Here is a 17,467-nt window from a genome sequence, read left to right as displayed (position 1 = left end):
AATAAAGATGTTCGGAAAATTATCACTTGATGCAGTCCCGTTCCATGAACCTATCGTCATGGTTACGATCGCTGCCATTATTTTGGGAGGTCTGGCGCTCGTTGGCCTGATCACTTACTTCGGTAAGTGGACCTACCTGTGGAAAGAGTGGCTGACCTCCGTCGACCATAAACGCCTTGGTATCATGTATATCATCGTGGCAATTGTGATGCTGCTGCGTGGTTTTGCTGACGCCATTATGATGCGTAGCCAGCAGGCCCTTGCCTCGGCGGGCGAAGCTGGCTTCCTGCCGCCTCACCACTACGATCAGATCTTCACCGCGCACGGCGTGATTATGATCTTCTTCGTGGCGATGCCTTTCGTTATCGGTCTGATGAACCTGGTGGTTCCGCTGCAGATCGGCGCGCGTGACGTTGCGTTCCCGTTCCTCAACAACTTAAGCTTCTGGTTTACCGTTGTTGGTGTGATTCTGGTTAACGTTTCTCTCGGCGTGGGCGAATTTGCGCAGACCGGCTGGTTGGCCTATCCACCGCTATCGGGAATAGAGTACAGTCCGGGGGTCGGTGTCGATTACTGGATATGGAGTCTCCAGCTATCCGGTATTGGTACGACGCTAACCGGTATCAACTTCTTCGTTACCATTCTGAAGATGCGCGCACCGGGCATGACCATGTTCAAGATGCCAGTATTTACCTGGGCATCACTGTGCGCGAACATTCTGATTATTGCTTCCTTCCCAATTCTGACGGTTACCGTCGCGTTGTTGACCCTGGATCGCTATCTGGGCACCCATTTCTTTACCAACGATATGGGTGGCAACATGATGATGTACATCAACCTGATTTGGGCATGGGGACACCCGGAAGTTTACATCCTGATCCTCCCTGTTTTCGGTGTGTTCTCCGAAATTGCGGCAACCTTCTCGCGTAAACGTCTGTTTGGTTATACCTCGCTGGTATGGGCAACCGTCTGTATCACCGTGCTGTCGTTCATCGTCTGGCTGCACCACTTCTTTACGATGGGTGCGGGCGCGAACGTAAACGCCTTCTTTGGTATCACCACAATGATTATCGCCATCCCGACCGGGGTGAAGATCTTCAACTGGCTGTTCACCATGTACCAGGGTCGCATCGTGTTCCATTCCGCGATGCTGTGGACCATCGGTTTTATCGTCACCTTCTCGGTGGGCGGTATGACTGGCGTGCTGCTGGCAGTACCGGGCGCGGACTTCGTTCTGCATAACAGCCTGTTCCTGATTGCGCACTTCCATAACGTTATCATCGGCGGCGTGGTCTTCGGCTGCTTCGCAGGGATGACCTACTGGTGGCCTAAAGCGTTCGGTTTCAAACTGAACGAAACCTGGGGTAAACGCGCGTTCTGGTTCTGGATCATCGGCTTCTTCGTTGCCTTTATGCCGCTGTATGCGCTGGGCTTTATGGGTATGACCCGTCGTTTGAGCCAGCAGATTGACCCGCAGTTCCACACTATGCTGATGATTGCAGCCAGCGGTGCGGTACTGATTGCGCTGGGTATTCTCTGCCTCGTGATTCAGATGTACGTTTCTATTCGCGACCGCGACCAGAACCGTGACCTGACTGGCGACCCGTGGGGTGGCCGTACGCTGGAGTGGGCAACCTCTTCCCCGCCTCCGTTCTATAACTTTGCCGTTGTGCCGCACGTTCACGAGCGTGATGCATTCTGGGAAATGAAAGAGAAAGGCGAAGCGTACAAAAAGCCTGACCACTATGAAGAAATTCATATGCCGAAAAACAGCGGTGCCGGTATCGTCATTGCGGCTTTCTCCACCATCTTCGGTTTCGCCATGATCTGGCATATCTGGTGGCTGGCGATTGTTGGCTTCGCAGGCATGATCATCACCTGGATCGTGAAAAGCTTCGACGAGGACGTGGATTACTACGTGCCGGTGGCAGAAATCGAAAAACTGGAAAACCAGCATTTCGATGAGATTACTAAGGCAGGGCTGAAAAATGGCAACTGATACTTTGACGCACGCGACTGCCCACGCGCACGAACACGGGCACCACGATGCAGGCGGAACCAAAATCTTCGGATTCTGGATCTACCTGATGAGCGACTGCATTCTGTTCTCCATCTTGTTTGCTACCTATGCCGTTCTGGTGAACGGCACCGCAGGCGGCCCGACAGGTAAGGACATTTTCGAACTGCCGTTCGTTCTGGTTGAAACCTTCTTGCTGTTGTTCAGCTCCATCACCTACGGCATGGCGGCTATCGCCATGTACAAAAACAACAAAAGCCAGGTTATCTCCTGGCTGGCGTTGACCTGGTTGTTTGGTGCCGGATTTATCGGGATGGAACTCTATGAATTCCATCACCTGATTGTTAACGACATGGGCCCGGATCGCAGCGGCTTCCTGTCAGCGTTCTTTGCGCTGGTCGGGACACACGGTCTGCACGTCACTTCCGGTCTTATTTGGATGGCGGTGCTGATGGTGCAAATCGCCCGTCGCGGCCTGACCAGCACTAACCGTACCCGCATCATGTGTCTGAGCCTGTTCTGGCACTTCCTGGATGTGGTGTGGATCTGTGTGTTCACTGTTGTTTATCTGATGGGGGCGATGTAATGAGTCATTCTAACGTGAGCGGCGGCGCATCCCATGGCAGCGTAAAAACCTATATGACAGGGTTTATCCTGTCGATCATTCTGACGGTGATTCCGTTCTGGATGGTGATGTCAGGTTCTGCCTCTCCGGCCGTAATTCTGGGAACAATCCTGGCAATGGCAGTGGTACAGGTTCTGGTGCATCTGGTGTGCTTCCTGCACATGAATACCAAATCAGATGAAGGCTGGAACATGACGGCGTTTGTCTTCACCGTGCTAATCATCGCTATCCTGGTTGTAGGCTCCATCTGGATCATGTGGAACCTTAACTACAACATGATGATGCACTAAGAGCGGCGGTTATGATGTTTAAGCAATACCTGCAAGTAACGAAACCAGGCATCATCTTTGGCAACCTGATCTCGGTGATAGGGGGATTCCTGCTGGCCTCAAAGGGCAGCATTGATTATCCCCTGTTTATCTACACGCTGGTTGGGGTGTCACTGGTTGTGGCGTCGGGTTGTGTGTTTAACAACTACATCGACAGGGATATCGACAGAAAGATGGAAAGGACGAAGAATCGGGTGCTGGTTAAAGGCCTGATCTCTCCTGCTGTCTCGCTGGTGTACGCCACCTTGCTGGGTATTGCTGGCTTTATGCTGCTGTGGTTTGGCGCGAATCCGCTGGCCTGCTGGCTGGGGGTGATGGGCTTTGTGGTTTATGTCGGCGTTTATAGCCTGTACATGAAACGCCACTCTGTCTACGGCACGTTGATTGGTTCTCTCTCCGGCGCAGCGCCGCCGGTGATTGGCTACTGTGCAGTGACAGGCGACTTCGATAGCGGTGCAGCAATCCTGCTGGCTATCTTCAGCCTGTGGCAAATGCCCCACTCTTATGCCATCGCCATTTTCCGCTTTAAGGATTATCAGGCGGCGAACATTCCGGTACTGCCGGTGGTGAAAGGCATTTCGGTAGCGAAGAACCACATCACGCTGTACATCATCGCCTTTGCTGTTGCCACGCTGATGCTCTCTCTTGGCGGTTACGCTGGATACAAATATCTGGTGGTCGCTGCGGCAGTCAGCGTCTGGTGGTTAGGTATGGCTCTGCGCGGTTATAAAGTTGCTGATGACCGAATCTGGGCGCGCAAGCTATTCGGCTTCTCTATCATCGCCATCACTGCCCTTTCGGTAATGATGTCCGTTGATTTTATGGTGCCGGACTCGCATACGCTGCTGGCTGCAGTTTGGTAACTGCAACTTCCCTGTTAAAAAAGGTGCTACGGCACCTTTTTTCTTAGCATTAGAAACATATCCCTCACGAAATATTTACTAAAAAATCCGCATGTTTACCCCATTCGTTTGCCGCTTTACACTAGTCGCGAATTTAAAACAGAGGTGGTAATGAACGATTATAAAATGACGCCAGGCGAGCGGCGCGCGACCTGGGGTTTAGGAACCGTATTTTCATTGCGTATGCTGGGCATGTTTATGGTTCTGCCGGTTCTGACCACGTACGGCATGGCTCTGCAAGGCGCCAGTGAAGCGTTGATCGGTATTGCAATTGGCATTTATGGTCTGACTCAGGCCGTTTTTCAGATTCCATTTGGCCTGCTTTCCGACCGCATAGGCCGTAAACCGCTTATCGTTGGCGGGTTAGCTGTGTTTGTCGCGGGTAGCGTGATTGCCGCGCTTTCCGACTCCATCTGGGGGATCATTCTGGGTCGGGCGTTACAAGGCTCCGGTGCGATTGCCGCCGCCGTTATGGCGCTGCTTTCCGATCTCACTCGTGAACAAAACCGTACCAAAGCGATGGCCTTTATCGGTGTCAGTTTTGGCATTACCTTCGCCATTGCAATGGTGCTTGGCCCGATCATCACTCACAAACTTGGGCTACACGCGCTCTTCTGGATGATCGCTATTCTGGCAACGACCGGCATTGCGTTGACCATTTGGGTTGTGCCTAACAGCCGCACGCACGTACTTAATCGTGAGTCCGGGATGGTGAAAGGCAGTTTCAGTAAAGTGCTGGCGGAACCACGCCTGCTGAAACTCAACTTCGGCATTATGTGTCTGCACATGTTGCTGATGTCGACGTTTGTTGCTCTACCTGGGCAACTGGCTAACGCGGGTTTTCCGGCGGCTGAACACTGGAAGGTCTATCTGGCGACGATGTTAATCGCCTTTGGCTCGGTTGTGCCTTTCATTATCTACGCCGAAGTTAAGCGCAAGATGAAGCAAGTTTTTGTCTTCTGCGTCGGGTTGATCGTGGTTGCGGAAATTGTGTTGTGGAACGCACAAACGCAGTTCTGGCAACTGGTGGTCGGCGTGCAGCTTTTCTTTGTGGCGTTTAATTTGATGGAAGCCCTTCTGCCTTCACTTATCAGTAAAGAGTCGCCAGCAGGTTACAAAGGCACGGCGATGGGCGTTTACTCCACCAGCCAGTTTCTTGGCGTGGCGATTGGCGGTTCGCTGGGCGGCTGGATTGACGGCATGTTTGACGGTCAGGGCGTATTTCTCGCTGGTGCAATGCTGGCTGCGGTGTGGCTGGCAGTCGCCAGTACCATGAAAGAACCGCCATATGTCAGCAGCTTACGCATTGAAATCCCGGCGGACATTGCCGCAAACGAGGCGTTAAAAGTGCGTTTGCTGGAAACTGAAGGCGTCAAAGAAGTGTTGATTGCAGAAGAAGAACATTCGGCTTACGTGAAAATCGACAGCAAAGTGACGAATCGCTTTGAGGTTGAACAGGCAATTCGCCAGGCATAAAAACGAGGCTAAATTGCCTGATGCGCTACGCTTACCAGGCCTACAAAGTTGCTGTAATCTTTTGAAATCACAAACTATTGCAGGCCAGATAAGGCGTTCACGCCGCATCCGGCATGAACAGAGCGCACGTTGTCGAGATTAATCGCGGAAGTTTTTGAACTGGAACGGCTGACCGAGATCGCCACCGCGAACCATCGCCATCACAGCCTGCAAATCGTCACGGGATTTGCCAGTTACGCGGATCTCATCGCCCTGAATTTGCGCCTGCACTTTCAGTTTGCTGTCTTTGATCATCTTGACGATTTTCTTCTGAGTCGCGCTCTCAATGCCCTGCTTCAGTTTCGCTTCCACAAACCAGGTTTTACCGCTATGAACGATATTTTCCGGCACATCCAGCGAACTGCCTTCAATGCCGCGTTTGAGCAGTTTGGCACGCAGAATATCCAGCAACTGATTGACCTGGAAATCGGACTCGCTCAGCACTTTGATAGTTTTGTTGGCGTCGTTCAGCTCAAACGACGCTTCAACGTTACGGAAGTCAAAACGAGACTCTACTTCGCGACTCGCGTTATCGACCGCGTTACGCGCTTCCTGAAGATCAACTTCAGAGACAATATCGAAAGATGGCATCTTTTTCTCTCCCTTCATTTTTGATGCGAAGCATAATACCTGCAAAGTTAAATAACAGACAGTCCTGCGCCAGGACGTATCCCTTAATTGTGCATGGTCACAACACCATGCACAATTAAGGGATAGCCTTATTGAACACCCGGTGTGGTTGCGGGTGAGGAGGAACAATGAAAATTACCGTATTGGGATGCGGTGCCTTAGGGCAATTATGGCTTACAGCATTTTGCAAACAGGGTCACGAGGTTCAGGGCTGGCTGCGTGTACCGCAACCTTATTGTAGCGTGAATCTGGTGGAGACAGACGGTTCGATATTTAACGAATCGCTGACCGCCAATGATCCTGATTTTCTGGCCACCAGCGATCTACTACTGGTGACGCTGAAAGCCTGGCAGGTGTCTGATGCCGTCAAAAGCCTGGCGTCGACGCTACCTGTAACCACGCCAATTTTGCTGATCCACAACGGCATGGGCACCATTGAAGAGTTACAGAACATCGGGCAACCGTTACTGATGGGCACGACCACCCATGCAGCGCGCCGCGACGGCAACGTCATCATTCACGTGGCAAACGGTATCACACATATCGGCCCGGCACGGCAACAGGACGGTGATTACAGTTATCTGGCGGATATTTTGCAAACCGTGTTGCCTGACGTTGCCTGGCATAACAATATTCGCGCCGAGCTGTGGCGAAAGCTGGCGGTAAACTGTGTGATTAATCCGCTCACTGCCATCTGGAATTGCCCGAACGGTGAATTACGTCATCACCCGCAAGATATTATGCAGATATGCGAAGAAGTCGCGGCGGTAATCGAACGCGAAGGGCATCATACTTCAGCGGAAGATTTACGTGATTACGTGATGCAGGTGATTGATGCCACAGCAGAAAACATTTCGTCAATGTTGCAGGACATCCGCGCAATGCGCCATACAGAAATCGACTATATCAATGGTTTTCTCTTACGCCGCGCCCGCGCGCATGGGATTGCTGTACCGGAAAACACCCGCCTGTTTGAAATGGTAAAAAGAAAGGAGAGTGAATATGAGCGCATCAGCACTGGTTTGCCTCGCCCCTGGTAGTGAAGAAACCGAAGCGGTCACCACTATCGATCTGCTGGTTCGCGGTGGCATTAATGTCACCACTGCCAGCGTCGCCAGCGATGGCAACCTGGCGATTACCTGCTCGCGCGGCGTAAAGCTGCTGGCAGATGCGCCCCTGGTCGAAGTGGCGGATGGTGATTATGACGTGATCGTGCTGCCTGGCGGCATTAAAGGCGCGGAGTGTTTTCGCGATAGCACCCTGCTGGTCGAAACTGTTACACAGTTCCACCGTTCCGGGCGTATCGTTGCCGCTATTTGCGCCACGCCAGCTACCGTGCTGGTGCCGCACGATATCTTCCCGATTGGCAATATGACCGGCTTCCCGACGCTGAAAGACAAGATTCCCGCAGAACAATGGCAGGACAAGCGCGTCGTCTGGGATGCACGGGTAAAATTGCTGACCAGCCAGGGGCCGGGCACGGCTATTGATTTTGGTCTGAAAATTATCGACCTGCTGGTTGGGCGCGAGAAAGCCCATGAGGTGGCATCACAACTGGTGATGGCGGCAGGGATTTATAATTATTACGAGTAGTGTCGGATGCGGTAAGCGTCGCATCTGACCAGATGCGACGTTAAAACTACAAATTACGGGCGATACACCTTCACATTGTTAAAGCCCTGTTCGCGCAGATAGAGCGCCTGCAGGCGGCTCATCACTCCGCGCTCACACCACAACAGCCAGGTTTTGTTCTGGTCGAGATCGCCAAATTTGGTGCTCAGTTTATAGAACGGCAGAGAAACCACATCAATCCCTTCGACTTTCAGTGGCTTATCTTCCTGTTCATCAATAGAACGGATATCGAGGATCACGTCGTTCGGACCGAAGCCATTGACGGTTTCCACTTCAACCACTTCCTGCTCGGTCTGCTGGGCGATTTCGCGGATATCAACGTTATTCGCTTCCTCAACCACTTTCTCGAGAATGCTGAAGTCGAACTTCTCTTCTTCCGCTTCAATCTTCGATTTAACCGCTTTCACCGTCGGGCTCTTGGAGATCACACCGCAATATTCCGGCATCGTGCGAGCAAAGTCTTCGGTGCCAATCTGGCGAGCCAGGTTGATGATGTGCTCTTTGTCGTAAGAGATCAGCGGACGCAGGATCAGCGTATCAGAGACGTTATCAATCAGGCGCAGGTTGGTCAGCGTCTGGCTGGACACCTGGCCCAGTGCTTCGCCGGTGACCAGCGCCTGTACGCCGTAACGTTCAGCCACTTTAGACGCGGCACGCACCATCATACGTTTGAGGATAACCCCCATCTGACCGTCGTCGATTTTCTCAAGAATTTCCCCGACTACCGGCTCGAAGTTAATGGCGACAAAACGCACGCGGTGAGAGCTACCGAAGCGGTTCCACAGATAATGTGCCACCTGACGAACGCCGATTTCATGCGCCGCGCCGCCGAGGTTAAAGAAGCAGTAATGCACGCGGCAGCCGCGACGCATCAACATATAGCTGGAAACGCCGGAGTCAAAACCGCCGGAGATCAGCGACAGCACATCTTCCTGGGTGCCGATCGGGAAACCACCAATACCTTCGTAGCGCCCTTTGATCAGCAGCAGACGATCGTCTTCAACTTCCAGATGGACTGTCACATCCGGGTTAGTCAACTTCACGCGCGCGGATTCAATATGCTGATTTAAACCGCCGCCGACGTAACGTTCCACATCAATCGAGCTAAAATCATGTTTGCCACGGCGCTTCACGCGTACGCAGAAGGTTTTTCCTTCCAGCTGATCGCGATACTGAACCAACGCTTTCTCAAAAATATCGTGCATGTCAGTAAACGGCACGTCTTCGACTTCGAGAATATGGTGGATACCCGGAATACGGGTCAGGGCGTCGCGAATGGCCAGACGCTGGTTTTCATCTTTTGCGCGAACTTCGATGTTATCCCAGTGACGGACGACAGCGAGCGTCTCATCATAGTGCTTTAAAACGTTACGAATATTCCCGGTAAGGATTTTTATAAAGCGCAAGCGCACAGATTGGCTCTTGATGGTGATTTCCGGGAACAATTTAATGATAAACTTCATGGCGGCAATGGTTCGTTGGCAAGTCTTAAGCGACTTGTATAGGGAAAAATACAGCAGCCCACACCTGCGGCTGCATCCAGGCGCGGAAGTATACCACTAACATCGCTTTGCTGCGCACATCACCTTACCATTGCGCGTTATTTGCTATTTGCCCTGAGTCCGTTACCATGGCGGGGCGTAAAATATTGAGAGTCAGACATTCATTATGCCGAAGAAAAATGAGGCGCCCGCCAGCTTTGAAAAGGCGCTAAGCGAGCTGGAACAGATTGTGACCCGTCTGGAAAGTGGCGACCTGCCGCTGGAAGAGGCACTGAACGAGTTCGAACGTGGCGTGCAGCTGGCACGTCAAGGGCAGGCCAAATTACAACAAGCCGAACAGCGCGTACAAATCCTGCTGTCTGACAACGAAGACGCCTCTCTTACACCTTTTACACCGGACAATGAGTAATGGACTTTCCGCAGCAACTCGAAGCCTGTGTTAAGCAGGCCAACCAGGCGCTGAGCCGTTTTATCGCCCCACTGCCCTTTCAGAACACTCCCGTGGTAGAAACCATGCAGTATGGCGCATTATTAGGTGGTAAGCGCCTGCGACCGTTCCTGGTTTATGCTACTGGTCAAATGCTCGGCGTTAGCATAAACACGTTAGACGCACCCGCTGCCGCCGTAGAGTGTATCCACGCTTACTCATTAATTCATGATGATTTACCGGCAATGGATGATGACGATCTGCGTCGCGGATTGCCGACCTGCCATATGAAATTTGGTGAAGCGAACGCGATTCTCGCTGGCGATGCTTTACAAACGCTGGCGTTCTCGATTTTAAGCGATGCCGATATGCCGGAAGTGTCAGATCGCGACAGAATTGCGATGATTTCTGAACTGGCGAACGCTAGCGGTATTGCCGGTATGTGCGGCGGTCAGGCATTAGATTTAGACGCGGAGGGCAAACACGTACCTCTGGACGCACTCGAGCGTATTCATCGCCATAAAACCGGCGCATTGATTCGCGCCGCCGTTCGCCTTGGTGCATTAAGCGCCGGAGATAAAGGACGAAATGCACTGCCAGTACTCGACAAGTATGCAGAGAGCATCGGCCTTGCCTTCCAGGTTCAGGATGACATCCTGGATGTGGTGGGAGATACTGCAACGTTGGGAAAACGCCAGGGTGCCGACCAGCAACTTGGTAAAAGCACCTACCCTGCACTTCTGGGTCTTGAGCAAGCCCGGAAGAAAGCCCGGGATCTGATCGACGATGCCCGCCAGTCGCTGAAACAACTGGCTGAACAGTCACTCGATACCTCGGCACTGGAAGCGCTAGCGGACTACATCATCCAGCGTAATAAATAAACAATAAGTATTAATAGGCCCCTGATGAGTTTTGATATTGCCAAATACCCGACCCTGGCACTGGTCGACTCCACCCAGGAGTTACGACTGTTGCCAAAAGAGAGTTTACCGAAACTCTGCGACGAACTGCGCCGCTATTTACTCGACAGCGTGAGCCGTTCCAGCGGGCACTTCGCCTCCGGGCTGGGCACGGTCGAACTGACCGTGGCGCTGCACTACGTCTATAACACCCCGTTTGACCAATTGATTTGGGATGTGGGACATCAGGCTTATCCGCATAAAATTTTGACCGGACGCCGCGACAAAATCGGCACCATCCGTCAGAAAGGTGGTCTGCACCCGTTCCCGTGGCGCGGTGAAAGCGAATATGACGTATTAAGCGTCGGGCATTCATCAACCTCCATCAGTGCCGGAATTGGTATTGCGGTTGCTGCCGAGAAAGAAGGCAAAAATCGCCGCACCGTCTGTGTAATTGGCGACGGCGCGATTACCGCTGGCATGGCGTTTGAAGCGATGAACCATGCGGGTGATATCCGTCCTGATATGCTGGTAGTCCTCAACGACAATGAAATGTCGATTTCCGAAAATGTCGGCGCGCTCAACAACCATCTGGCGCAGCTGCTTTCCGGTAAGCTTTACTCTTCTCTGCGCGAAGGCGGGAAAAAAGTTTTCTCTGGCGTGCCGCCAATTAAAGAGCTGCTCAAACGTACCGAAGAACATATTAAAGGCATGGTGGTGCCTGGCACGTTGTTTGAAGAGCTGGGCTTTAACTACATCGGCCCGGTTGACGGTCACGATGTGCTGGGGCTTATCACTACGCTAAAGAACATGCGCGACCTGAAAGGCCCGCAGTTCCTGCATATCATGACCAAAAAAGGTCGTGGTTATGAACCGGCAGAAAAAGACCCAATCACCTTCCACGCCGTACCTAAATTTGATCCCTCCAGCGGTTGCCTGCCCAAAAGCAGTGGCGGTTTGCCAAGCTATTCAAAAATCTTTGGCGACTGGTTGTGCGAAACGGCAGCGAAAGACAACAAGCTGATGGCGATTACACCGGCGATGCGCGAAGGTTCTGGCATGGTCGAGTTTTCACGTAAATTCCCGGATCGCTACTTCGACGTGGCAATTGCCGAGCAACACGCAGTGACCTTTGCTGCGGGTCTGGCGATTGGTGGGTACAAACCAATCGTGGCGATCTACTCCACTTTCCTGCAACGTGCCTACGATCAGGTACTGCATGACGTGGCAATTCAAAAGCTTCCGGTCCTGTTCGCCATCGACCGTGCGGGCATTGTTGGTGCTGATGGTCAGACCCACCAGGGCGCTTTTGATCTCTCTTATCTGCGCTGTATTCCGGAAATGGTCATTATGACCCCGAGCGATGAAAACGAATGTCGCCAGATGCTCTATACCGGTTATCACTATAACGAGGGGCCGTCAGCGGTGCGCTACCCGCGCGGCAATGCCGTCGGCGTGGAGCTGACGCCGCTGGAAAAACTGCCGATTGGCAAAGGTATTGTGAAGCGTCGTGGTGAGAAACTGGCGATCCTCAATTTTGGTACATTGATGCCAGAAGCGGCGAAAGTCGCCGAATCGCTGAACGCTACGCTAGTTGATATGCGTTTTGTTAAGCCACTTGATGAAGCGTTAATTCTGGAAATGGCAGCCAGCCATGAAACGCTGGTTACCGTTGAAGAAAACGCCATTATGGGCGGCGCGGGCAGTGGCGTGAACGAAGTGCTGATGGCTCATCGTAAACCAGTACCCGTGCTGAACATTGGCCTGCCGGATTTCTTTATTCCGCAAGGAACTCAGGAAGAAATGCGCGCCGAACTCGGCCTCGATGCCGCCGGTATGGAAGCCAAAATCAAGGCCTGGCTGGCATAATCCCTACTCCACTCCTGCTATGCTTAAAAGATTATTCATGGCAGGAGTGGCAACATGCAATACAACCCCTTAGGAAAAACCGACCTTCGCGTTTCCCGACTTTGCCTCGGCTGTATGACCTTTGGCGAGCCAGATCGCGGTAATCACGCATGGACTCTGCCGGAAGAGAGCAGCCGTCCAATCATCAAACGGGCGCTGGAAGGCGGCATAAATTTCTTTGATACCGCCAACAGTTATTCTGACGGCAGCAGCGAAGAGATCGTCGGTCGCGCATTGCGGGACTTCGCCCGCCGTGAAGATGTGGTCGTTGCCACCAAAGTATTCCATCGCGTTGGTGATTTACCAGAAGGATTATCCCGCACACAAATTTTGCGCTCTATTGATGACAGCCTGCGTCGTCTCGGTATGGATTATGTCGATATCCTGCAAATTCATCGCTGGGATTACAACACGCCGATCGAAGAGACGCTTGAAGCCCTGAATGACGTGGTAAAAGCCGGGAAAGCGCGTTATATCGGCGCGTCATCCATGCACGCCTCCCAGTTTGCTCAGGCGCTGGATCTACAAAAACAGCACGGCTGGGCGCAGTTTGTCAGTATGCAGGATCACTACAATCTGATTTATCGTGAAGAAGAGCGCGAGATGCTGCCGCTATGTTATCAGGAGGGCATCGCGGTGATCCCGTGGAGTCCGCTGGCGCGGGGACGTCTGACTCGTCCGTGGGGAGAGACCACTGCACGACTGGTTTCCGATGAAGTAGGAAAAAATCTCTACAACGAAAGCGACGAAAATGACGCGCGGATTGCAGAACGATTAACGGGCGTGAGTGAAGAATTGGGTGCTACGCGGGCACAAGTGGCTCTGGCGTGGTTATTGAGCAAACCGGGCATTGCCGCACCGATTATCGGAACGTCGCGGGAAGAACAGCTAGATGAGTTACTGAATGCGGTGGATATCACCCTGAAGCCGGAACAAATTGCCGAACTGGAAACACCGTATAAACCGCATCCGGTGGTGGGATTTAAATAGAAATCCAGGCCTGATAAGACGCAACAAGCGTCGTATCAGGCATCAGTGCGCAACCGCCGGATGCGGCGTGAACGCCTTATTCGGCCTACGACAGAATACCCAGCGGCCAGTGATGGCCGATAAAATAGAGTATTCCAGCGGAAATAACCCCGGCGACGATATCATCGATCATGATCCCCATGCCGCCATGCACATTGCGATCAAACCAACGGATCGGCCACGGTTTCCACATATCCAGAATACGGAAAATCACAAACCCGGCGGCAACCCACCGCCAGTCATTGGTCGGCAGCGCCATCAGGGTGATCCACATGCCGATAAATTCGTCCCAGACAATGCTGCCGTGATCGTGCACGCCCATATCTTTCGCCGTCTGATGGCAAAGATAGACGCCGATACAGATCCCCAGCATCACCACCAGCGAATAAAGCTGCCAGGGCAAAAAGGTCATCAGATACCAGAATGGAATCGCCGCCAGCGAGCCCATCGTACCAGGGACAATCGGACTTAACCCACTCCCGAACCCCGTAGCCAATAAGTGCCATGGGTTACTCATTTTCAGGCGACTTTTCGCGACATCTTTATGGCGTGGCAAAATGGTCATATCCTTTCCAGTCTAACGTGACAGGTTCGCCGTCACGAACAAAACAAAGCCCTTCGATATCGGCGGTCATTTGCCCGATACAGGTAAACGGTACGCCAAGATGTCCCAAAGCCACATCCAGCGCGCCTCGGTTAAGTTCCGGTACAGTGAAACACAACTCGTAATCTTCACCGCCAGACAGCGCCCAACGCAGCGCCTGTTCCGGTTCGACGTGACGTGAAAGTGCGTCAGAGAATGGCAACAATGTCAGGTCAATGCGTGCGCCGCAGTCGCTGGCTTTCACGATATGCCCGAGGTCGGAGATCAGACCGTCAGAGAGATCGATGGCTGAACTCGCCAGATCGCGCAGTGCCTGCCCCTGTAAAATACGCGGCGATGGACGGAGATGACGTTTGATCAAGTAGTCAGCATCTTTAGCATCGGCAACCTGCAAACGGTTTTGCAAAATCGCCAGTCCGGCGGCGCTATCGCCCGGTGTACCGGTCACATAGATCCAGTCACCCGGTTTAGCCCCAGAGCGAGTTAAGGCTCGTCCCATCGGAACAAAGCCGTGGATACCCAACGTCATTGATAATGGCCCACGCGTGGTATCGCCGCCAATGAGTTGCATATCGTAATAATTAAGCAGCTCGAAAAGACTGTCGCTGAAAGATTCAAGCCACGCTTCGTCTACGTTCGGTAAAGTCAATGCCAGCGTCAGCCAGGCCGGATCGGCGCCCATCGCCGCCAGATCGCTTAAGTTTACTGCCAGTGCTTTATATGCCAAATCCGCAGGATCGATATCAGGGAGGAAGTGATTGCCCGCCACCAGCGTATCGGTGCTGATCGCCAGGGTCTGTTTCTCGGGGATATTGAGAAGTGCACAATCGTCACCGATGCCAAGTTCGACATCAAGACGAGAGCTTCTTACACGGTCAAAATAACGGGCAATCAGGGAGAACTCGCCACATGCCATACGTTATGCCTCAGCAGGTAAAAAAGAAAAGGCCGGAGAGTACGGAAATGCTTTCCGTTACTCTGCCGGCCTGGATATCACTTTTTGTTAGGGCGAATCACAGGTGCTGCTTTATCGAGTACGCCGTTGACGAACTTATGGCTGTCTTCTGCGCCGAACGATTTTGCCAGTTCGATCGCTTCGTTAATGGCCACTTTATACGGCACATCGCTACGTTTAGACAACTCGTACAGCGCAATGCGCAGTACTGCTTTTTCTACCTGACCCAGCTCTTCCAGCAGGCGGGACAGATATGGCTTCATCAGTCCGTCGAGGTATGCGGTGTTAGTCGCCACCCCGGCCAGCAGCTCACGGAAGTACAGGACGTCAACGTCTTTTACATCCTGTTCAGCCAGGAACTGGTATTCAACATCAGCGATGTCGTTCTGGGACAACTGCCAGGAGTAGAGCGCCTGGACGGCACACTCACGAGCGCGGCGACGAGCAGCAGGTTTCACGGATTTCCCCTTACTAATTTCAGGCCTTGATGGCTTTCAATACATTAATCATTTCAAGCGCGGTCAGTGCAGCTTCTGCACCTTTGTTGCCAGCTTTGGTACCAGCACGTTCGATCGCTTGTTCAATGCTTTCAGTGGTCAGAACCCCAAAAGCAACCGGAATTTCGCTGTCCTGGGCAACATGCGCCAGGCCGTTGCTTGCACCACCAGCGACATATTCAAAGTGGGCAGTGCCACCACGAATAACCGTACCCAGCGCGATCACCGCGTCGTATTTACCGGTTTTAGCCAGTGCACCCGCCGCCAGCGGCAGCTCATAAGCACCTGGCACCCAAACAACGGTAATATTTTCATCTTTTACCTGACCAATACGTTTCAGTGCGTCAATCGCACCTTCCAGCAGGCTGTCATTGATAAAGTTGTTGAAACGCGCAATGGTGATGGCGACGCGAGCGTCCGGGGTAGCAACGTTAGCTTCAATAATGTTCATTTTTTTCCTTCGGGTTCGAGTATGGCCCCGCAGGGGGGCGGATTTTAGCATAATATTTCGTGCGCTGCTTCCCTTTCGAGCCGGGAGATCATGCACCCACTAAATGCAGGCAAACATCCGGGCCTACATGACGTATCTCTTTGAATTTAAATTGGGGGGCGTCAGCTAATTTCTCAAGCCCTGGCAGCGTACATAATCCACGGGCGTCGCTACCTAAAAGTTTAGGTGCGATATAGACAATCAGCTCATCGACTAAACCAGCCTGTAGCAGTGCGCCAGCGAGCGTTGGCCCCGCCTCTACCCACACACTATTAATTTGTTGCTTGCCCAGTTGCATCATCAGCACAACCAAATCCAGATGCCCGTTATGTTCCGGGATCAGCAAGGTGCGCACTGTTTCCGGCCACTCGCGGACGTCATCCTGCGTTCGGGCAAACCAGGTCTCGCCCGGCTGTTGCACAATGCGGTGTTCTGGCGTCACGCGATTCTGACTGTCAATGACGACGCGCACCGGCTGGCGCAGATTTTCTTGCGAATAGAGCGCCTGAGTTTGTTCATCCAGTTCAGACCAACGTACCGTTAAGGCTGGATCATCCGCCAGCACCGTGGCGCTGCTGGTTAAAATGGCATGACTTTGCGCGCGCAGTCGTTGTACATCACGCCGCGCCTGGGGCGAAGTGATCCACTGGCTTTCGCCGCTCGCCATCGCCGTGCGACCATCAAGCGATGCGCCAAGTTTTAACTGAATATAAGGAAAGCCGGTGCGCATCCGCTTGAGAAAGCCTTTATTCAATTGCTCGGCTTCACTCATCATCAGCCCGTGGCTGACGTCAATGCCAGCCTGTTGCAGGCGGTAAAGCCCACGCCCGGCGACCTGCGGGTTCGGATCCTGCATCGCAGCGACCACGCGCGCTACGCCAGCGGCGATGAGTGCGTCACAGCACGGCGGCGTTCGACCATGATGACTGCAAGGTTCGAGAGTGACATAAGCAGTCGCACCTTTGGCTTTTTCACCCGCCATACGCAACGCGTGTACTTCGGCATGTGGTTCACCCGCACGGTGATGGTAACCTTCTCCGACAATTTCGCCATCTTTCACAATGACACACCCAACATTTGGGTTTGGGTGAGTAGTGAAACGTCCTCGTTGCGCCAGCTTTAGCGCCCGCGCCATGTAATACTCGTCCTGCACGGTTTAATCCTCCAGGCGCGCGATCTCTTCGCCAAATTCTTTGATATCTTCGAAACTGCGATAGACAGAGGCAAAACGGATATAGGCGACTTTATCGAGCTTTTTCAATTGCTCCATCACCAGATTGCCAATCATCTTGCTCGGCACTTCGCGCTCACCGGTGGCGCGCAGCTGCGATTTAATATGATTGATTGCCATTTCGACGTCATCGGAACTCACCGGACGTTTTTCCAGCGCCCGCAGCATTCCGCTGCGCAATTTCTCTTCATTAAACGGTTCACGCACGTCGTTGCTTTTTACAACGCGCGGCATAACCAGTTCCGCCACTTCAAAGGTGGTGAAACGTTCATTAC

19 protein-coding genes are annotated in these 17,467 nt (G+C 52.8%); 11 read left to right on the top strand and 8 right to left on the bottom strand.

Translation table 11 applies throughout. The annotated features are described in order from the left end of the window. Window positions 1-7: 7 nt before the first annotated feature. The 5 genes from cyoB (at window position 8) to C3D30_RS04580 (ending at window position 5,349) form a co-directional block, all read left to right on the top strand. The gene (gene cyoB, locus C3D30_RS04600; RefSeq protein WP_000467154.1) at window positions 8-1,999 is read left to right on the top strand and encodes a cytochrome o ubiquinol oxidase subunit I; all 1,992 of its coding nucleotides are present in this window, start codon (window positions 8-10) and stop codon (window positions 1,997-1,999) included. Further along, on the top strand, window positions 1,989-2,603 hold the full coding sequence (locus C3D30_RS04595; protein ID WP_000179822.1) for a cytochrome o ubiquinol oxidase subunit III: 615 nt from the start codon (window positions 1,989-1,991) through the stop codon (window positions 2,601-2,603). The genes cyoB and C3D30_RS04595 overlap by 11 nt, the downstream gene beginning before the upstream one ends. Then, a complete protein-coding gene (locus tag C3D30_RS04590) occupies window positions 2,603-2,932 on the top strand; it encodes a cytochrome o ubiquinol oxidase subunit IV (RefSeq protein ID WP_000019801.1) in 330 nt (109 codons plus the stop codon). The genes C3D30_RS04595 and C3D30_RS04590 overlap by 1 nt, the downstream gene beginning before the upstream one ends. Window positions 2,933-2,943: 11 nt before the next feature. Next, the gene (gene cyoE / locus C3D30_RS04585; RefSeq protein WP_000971333.1) at window positions 2,944-3,834 is read left to right on the top strand and encodes a heme o synthase; all 891 of its coding nucleotides are present in this window, start codon (window positions 2,944-2,946) and stop codon (window positions 3,832-3,834) included. 150 nt (window positions 3,835-3,984) lie between these two features. Beyond that, the gene (locus C3D30_RS04580; RefSeq protein ID WP_001000995.1) at window positions 3,985-5,349 is read left to right on the top strand and encodes an MFS transporter; all 1,365 of its coding nucleotides are present in this window, start codon (window positions 3,985-3,987) and stop codon (window positions 5,347-5,349) included. A gap of 138 nt (window positions 5,350-5,487) precedes the next feature. Here the strand turns inward: C3D30_RS04580 and yajQ are convergent, their stop codons facing one another. Further along, the gene (gene yajQ, locus C3D30_RS04575; protein WP_001138897.1) at window positions 5,488-5,979 is read right to left on the bottom strand and encodes a nucleotide binding protein YajQ; all 492 of its coding nucleotides are present in this window, start codon (window positions 5,977-5,979) and stop codon (window positions 5,488-5,490) included. Window positions 5,980-6,146: 167 nt separating this feature from the next. Here yajQ and panE point away from each other — a divergent pair, with 167 nt between their 5' ends. After that, entirely contained in the window at window positions 6,147-7,058 is a 912-nt protein-coding gene (gene panE, locus C3D30_RS04570; RefSeq protein WP_000705824.1) for a 2-dehydropantoate 2-reductase, read from the top strand. Continuing rightward, entirely contained in the window at window positions 7,021-7,611 is a 591-nt protein-coding gene (gene yajL, locus C3D30_RS04565) for a protein deglycase YajL (protein ID WP_001276327.1), read from the top strand. Before panE ends, yajL begins: the two co-directional genes overlap by 38 nt. A gap of 53 nt (window positions 7,612-7,664) precedes the next feature. On the opposite strand, the gene thiI is transcribed toward yajL, so the two are convergent. Next, window positions 7,665-9,113 carry a tRNA uracil 4-sulfurtransferase ThiI gene (thiI, locus tag C3D30_RS04560; RefSeq protein WP_000668671.1) on the bottom strand — a complete coding sequence of 483 codons (1,449 nt, stop codon included), beginning with the start codon at window positions 9,111-9,113 and terminating at the stop codon, window positions 7,665-7,667. Between the two features lie 205 nt (window positions 9,114-9,318). Here thiI and xseB point away from each other — a divergent pair, with 205 nt between their 5' ends. Genes xseB through yajO form a run of 4 tightly spaced genes read left to right on the top strand, consistent with a single transcriptional unit; the run spans window position 9,319 to window position 13,376 of the window. After that, entirely contained in the window at window positions 9,319-9,561 is a 243-nt protein-coding gene (xseB, locus tag C3D30_RS04555; RefSeq protein WP_001124935.1) for an exodeoxyribonuclease VII small subunit, read from the top strand. Further along, complete coding sequence (gene ispA, locus C3D30_RS04550; protein WP_105286532.1) at window positions 9,561-10,460, top strand: (2E,6E)-farnesyl diphosphate synthase; 900 nt, start codon at window positions 9,561-9,563, stop codon at window positions 10,458-10,460. Before xseB ends, ispA begins: the two co-directional genes overlap by 1 nt. A 24-nt stretch (window positions 10,461-10,484) precedes the next feature. Then, complete coding sequence (dxs, locus tag C3D30_RS04545; protein ID WP_021550339.1) at window positions 10,485-12,347, top strand: 1-deoxy-D-xylulose-5-phosphate synthase; 1,863 nt, start codon at window positions 10,485-10,487, stop codon at window positions 12,345-12,347. Window positions 12,348-12,401: 54 nt separating this feature from the next. Continuing rightward, the gene (yajO, locus tag C3D30_RS04540; RefSeq protein ID WP_105286531.1) at window positions 12,402-13,376 is read left to right on the top strand and encodes a 1-deoxyxylulose-5-phosphate synthase YajO; all 975 of its coding nucleotides are present in this window, start codon (window positions 12,402-12,404) and stop codon (window positions 13,374-13,376) included. 85 nt (window positions 13,377-13,461) lie between these two features. Here yajO and pgpA read toward each other — a convergent pair whose 3' ends face one another. From pgpA to nrdR, 6 genes are all read right to left on the bottom strand, one after another. Next, window positions 13,462-13,980, bottom strand: a complete 519-nt coding sequence (gene pgpA / locus C3D30_RS04535) for a phosphatidylglycerophosphatase A (protein WP_000154039.1) — start codon at window positions 13,978-13,980, stop codon at window positions 13,462-13,464. Beyond that, complete coding sequence (gene thiL, locus C3D30_RS04530) at window positions 13,958-14,935, bottom strand: thiamine-phosphate kinase (protein ID WP_105282601.1); 978 nt, start codon at window positions 14,933-14,935, stop codon at window positions 13,958-13,960. The genes pgpA and thiL overlap by 23 nt, the downstream gene beginning before the upstream one ends. Window positions 14,936-15,012: 77 nt before the next feature. Next, entirely contained in the window at window positions 15,013-15,432 is a 420-nt protein-coding gene (gene nusB / locus C3D30_RS04525) for a transcription antitermination factor NusB (RefSeq protein ID WP_000801125.1), read from the bottom strand. Between the two features lie 19 nt (window positions 15,433-15,451). Beyond that, window positions 15,452-15,922 (bottom strand): 6,7-dimethyl-8-ribityllumazine synthase, encoded by a 471-nt coding sequence (gene ribH, locus C3D30_RS04520; RefSeq protein WP_001021161.1) that lies wholly within the window; start codon window positions 15,920-15,922, stop codon window positions 15,452-15,454. An 88-nt stretch (window positions 15,923-16,010) separates the two neighbouring features. Further along, a complete protein-coding gene (gene ribD / locus C3D30_RS04515) occupies window positions 16,011-17,114 on the bottom strand; it encodes a bifunctional diaminohydroxyphosphoribosylaminopyrimidine deaminase/5-amino-6-(5-phosphoribosylamino)uracil reductase RibD (protein WP_105286530.1) in 1,104 nt (367 codons plus the stop codon). Window positions 17,115-17,117: 3 nt separating this feature from the next. Next, on the bottom strand, window positions 17,118-17,467 hold a 350-nt coding region (nrdR, locus tag C3D30_RS04510; protein WP_097363765.1), incomplete at its 5' end, for a transcriptional regulator NrdR.

Source organism: Escherichia sp. MOD1-EC5433 (genome assembly GCF_002966005.1).
GTDB classification, from domain to species: Bacteria; Pseudomonadota; Gammaproteobacteria; order Enterobacterales; family Enterobacteriaceae; genus Escherichia; species Escherichia ruysiae.
The sequence above is the reverse complement of the archived record's forward strand: the minus strand, read 5'-3'. Positions and strand labels throughout refer to the sequence as shown.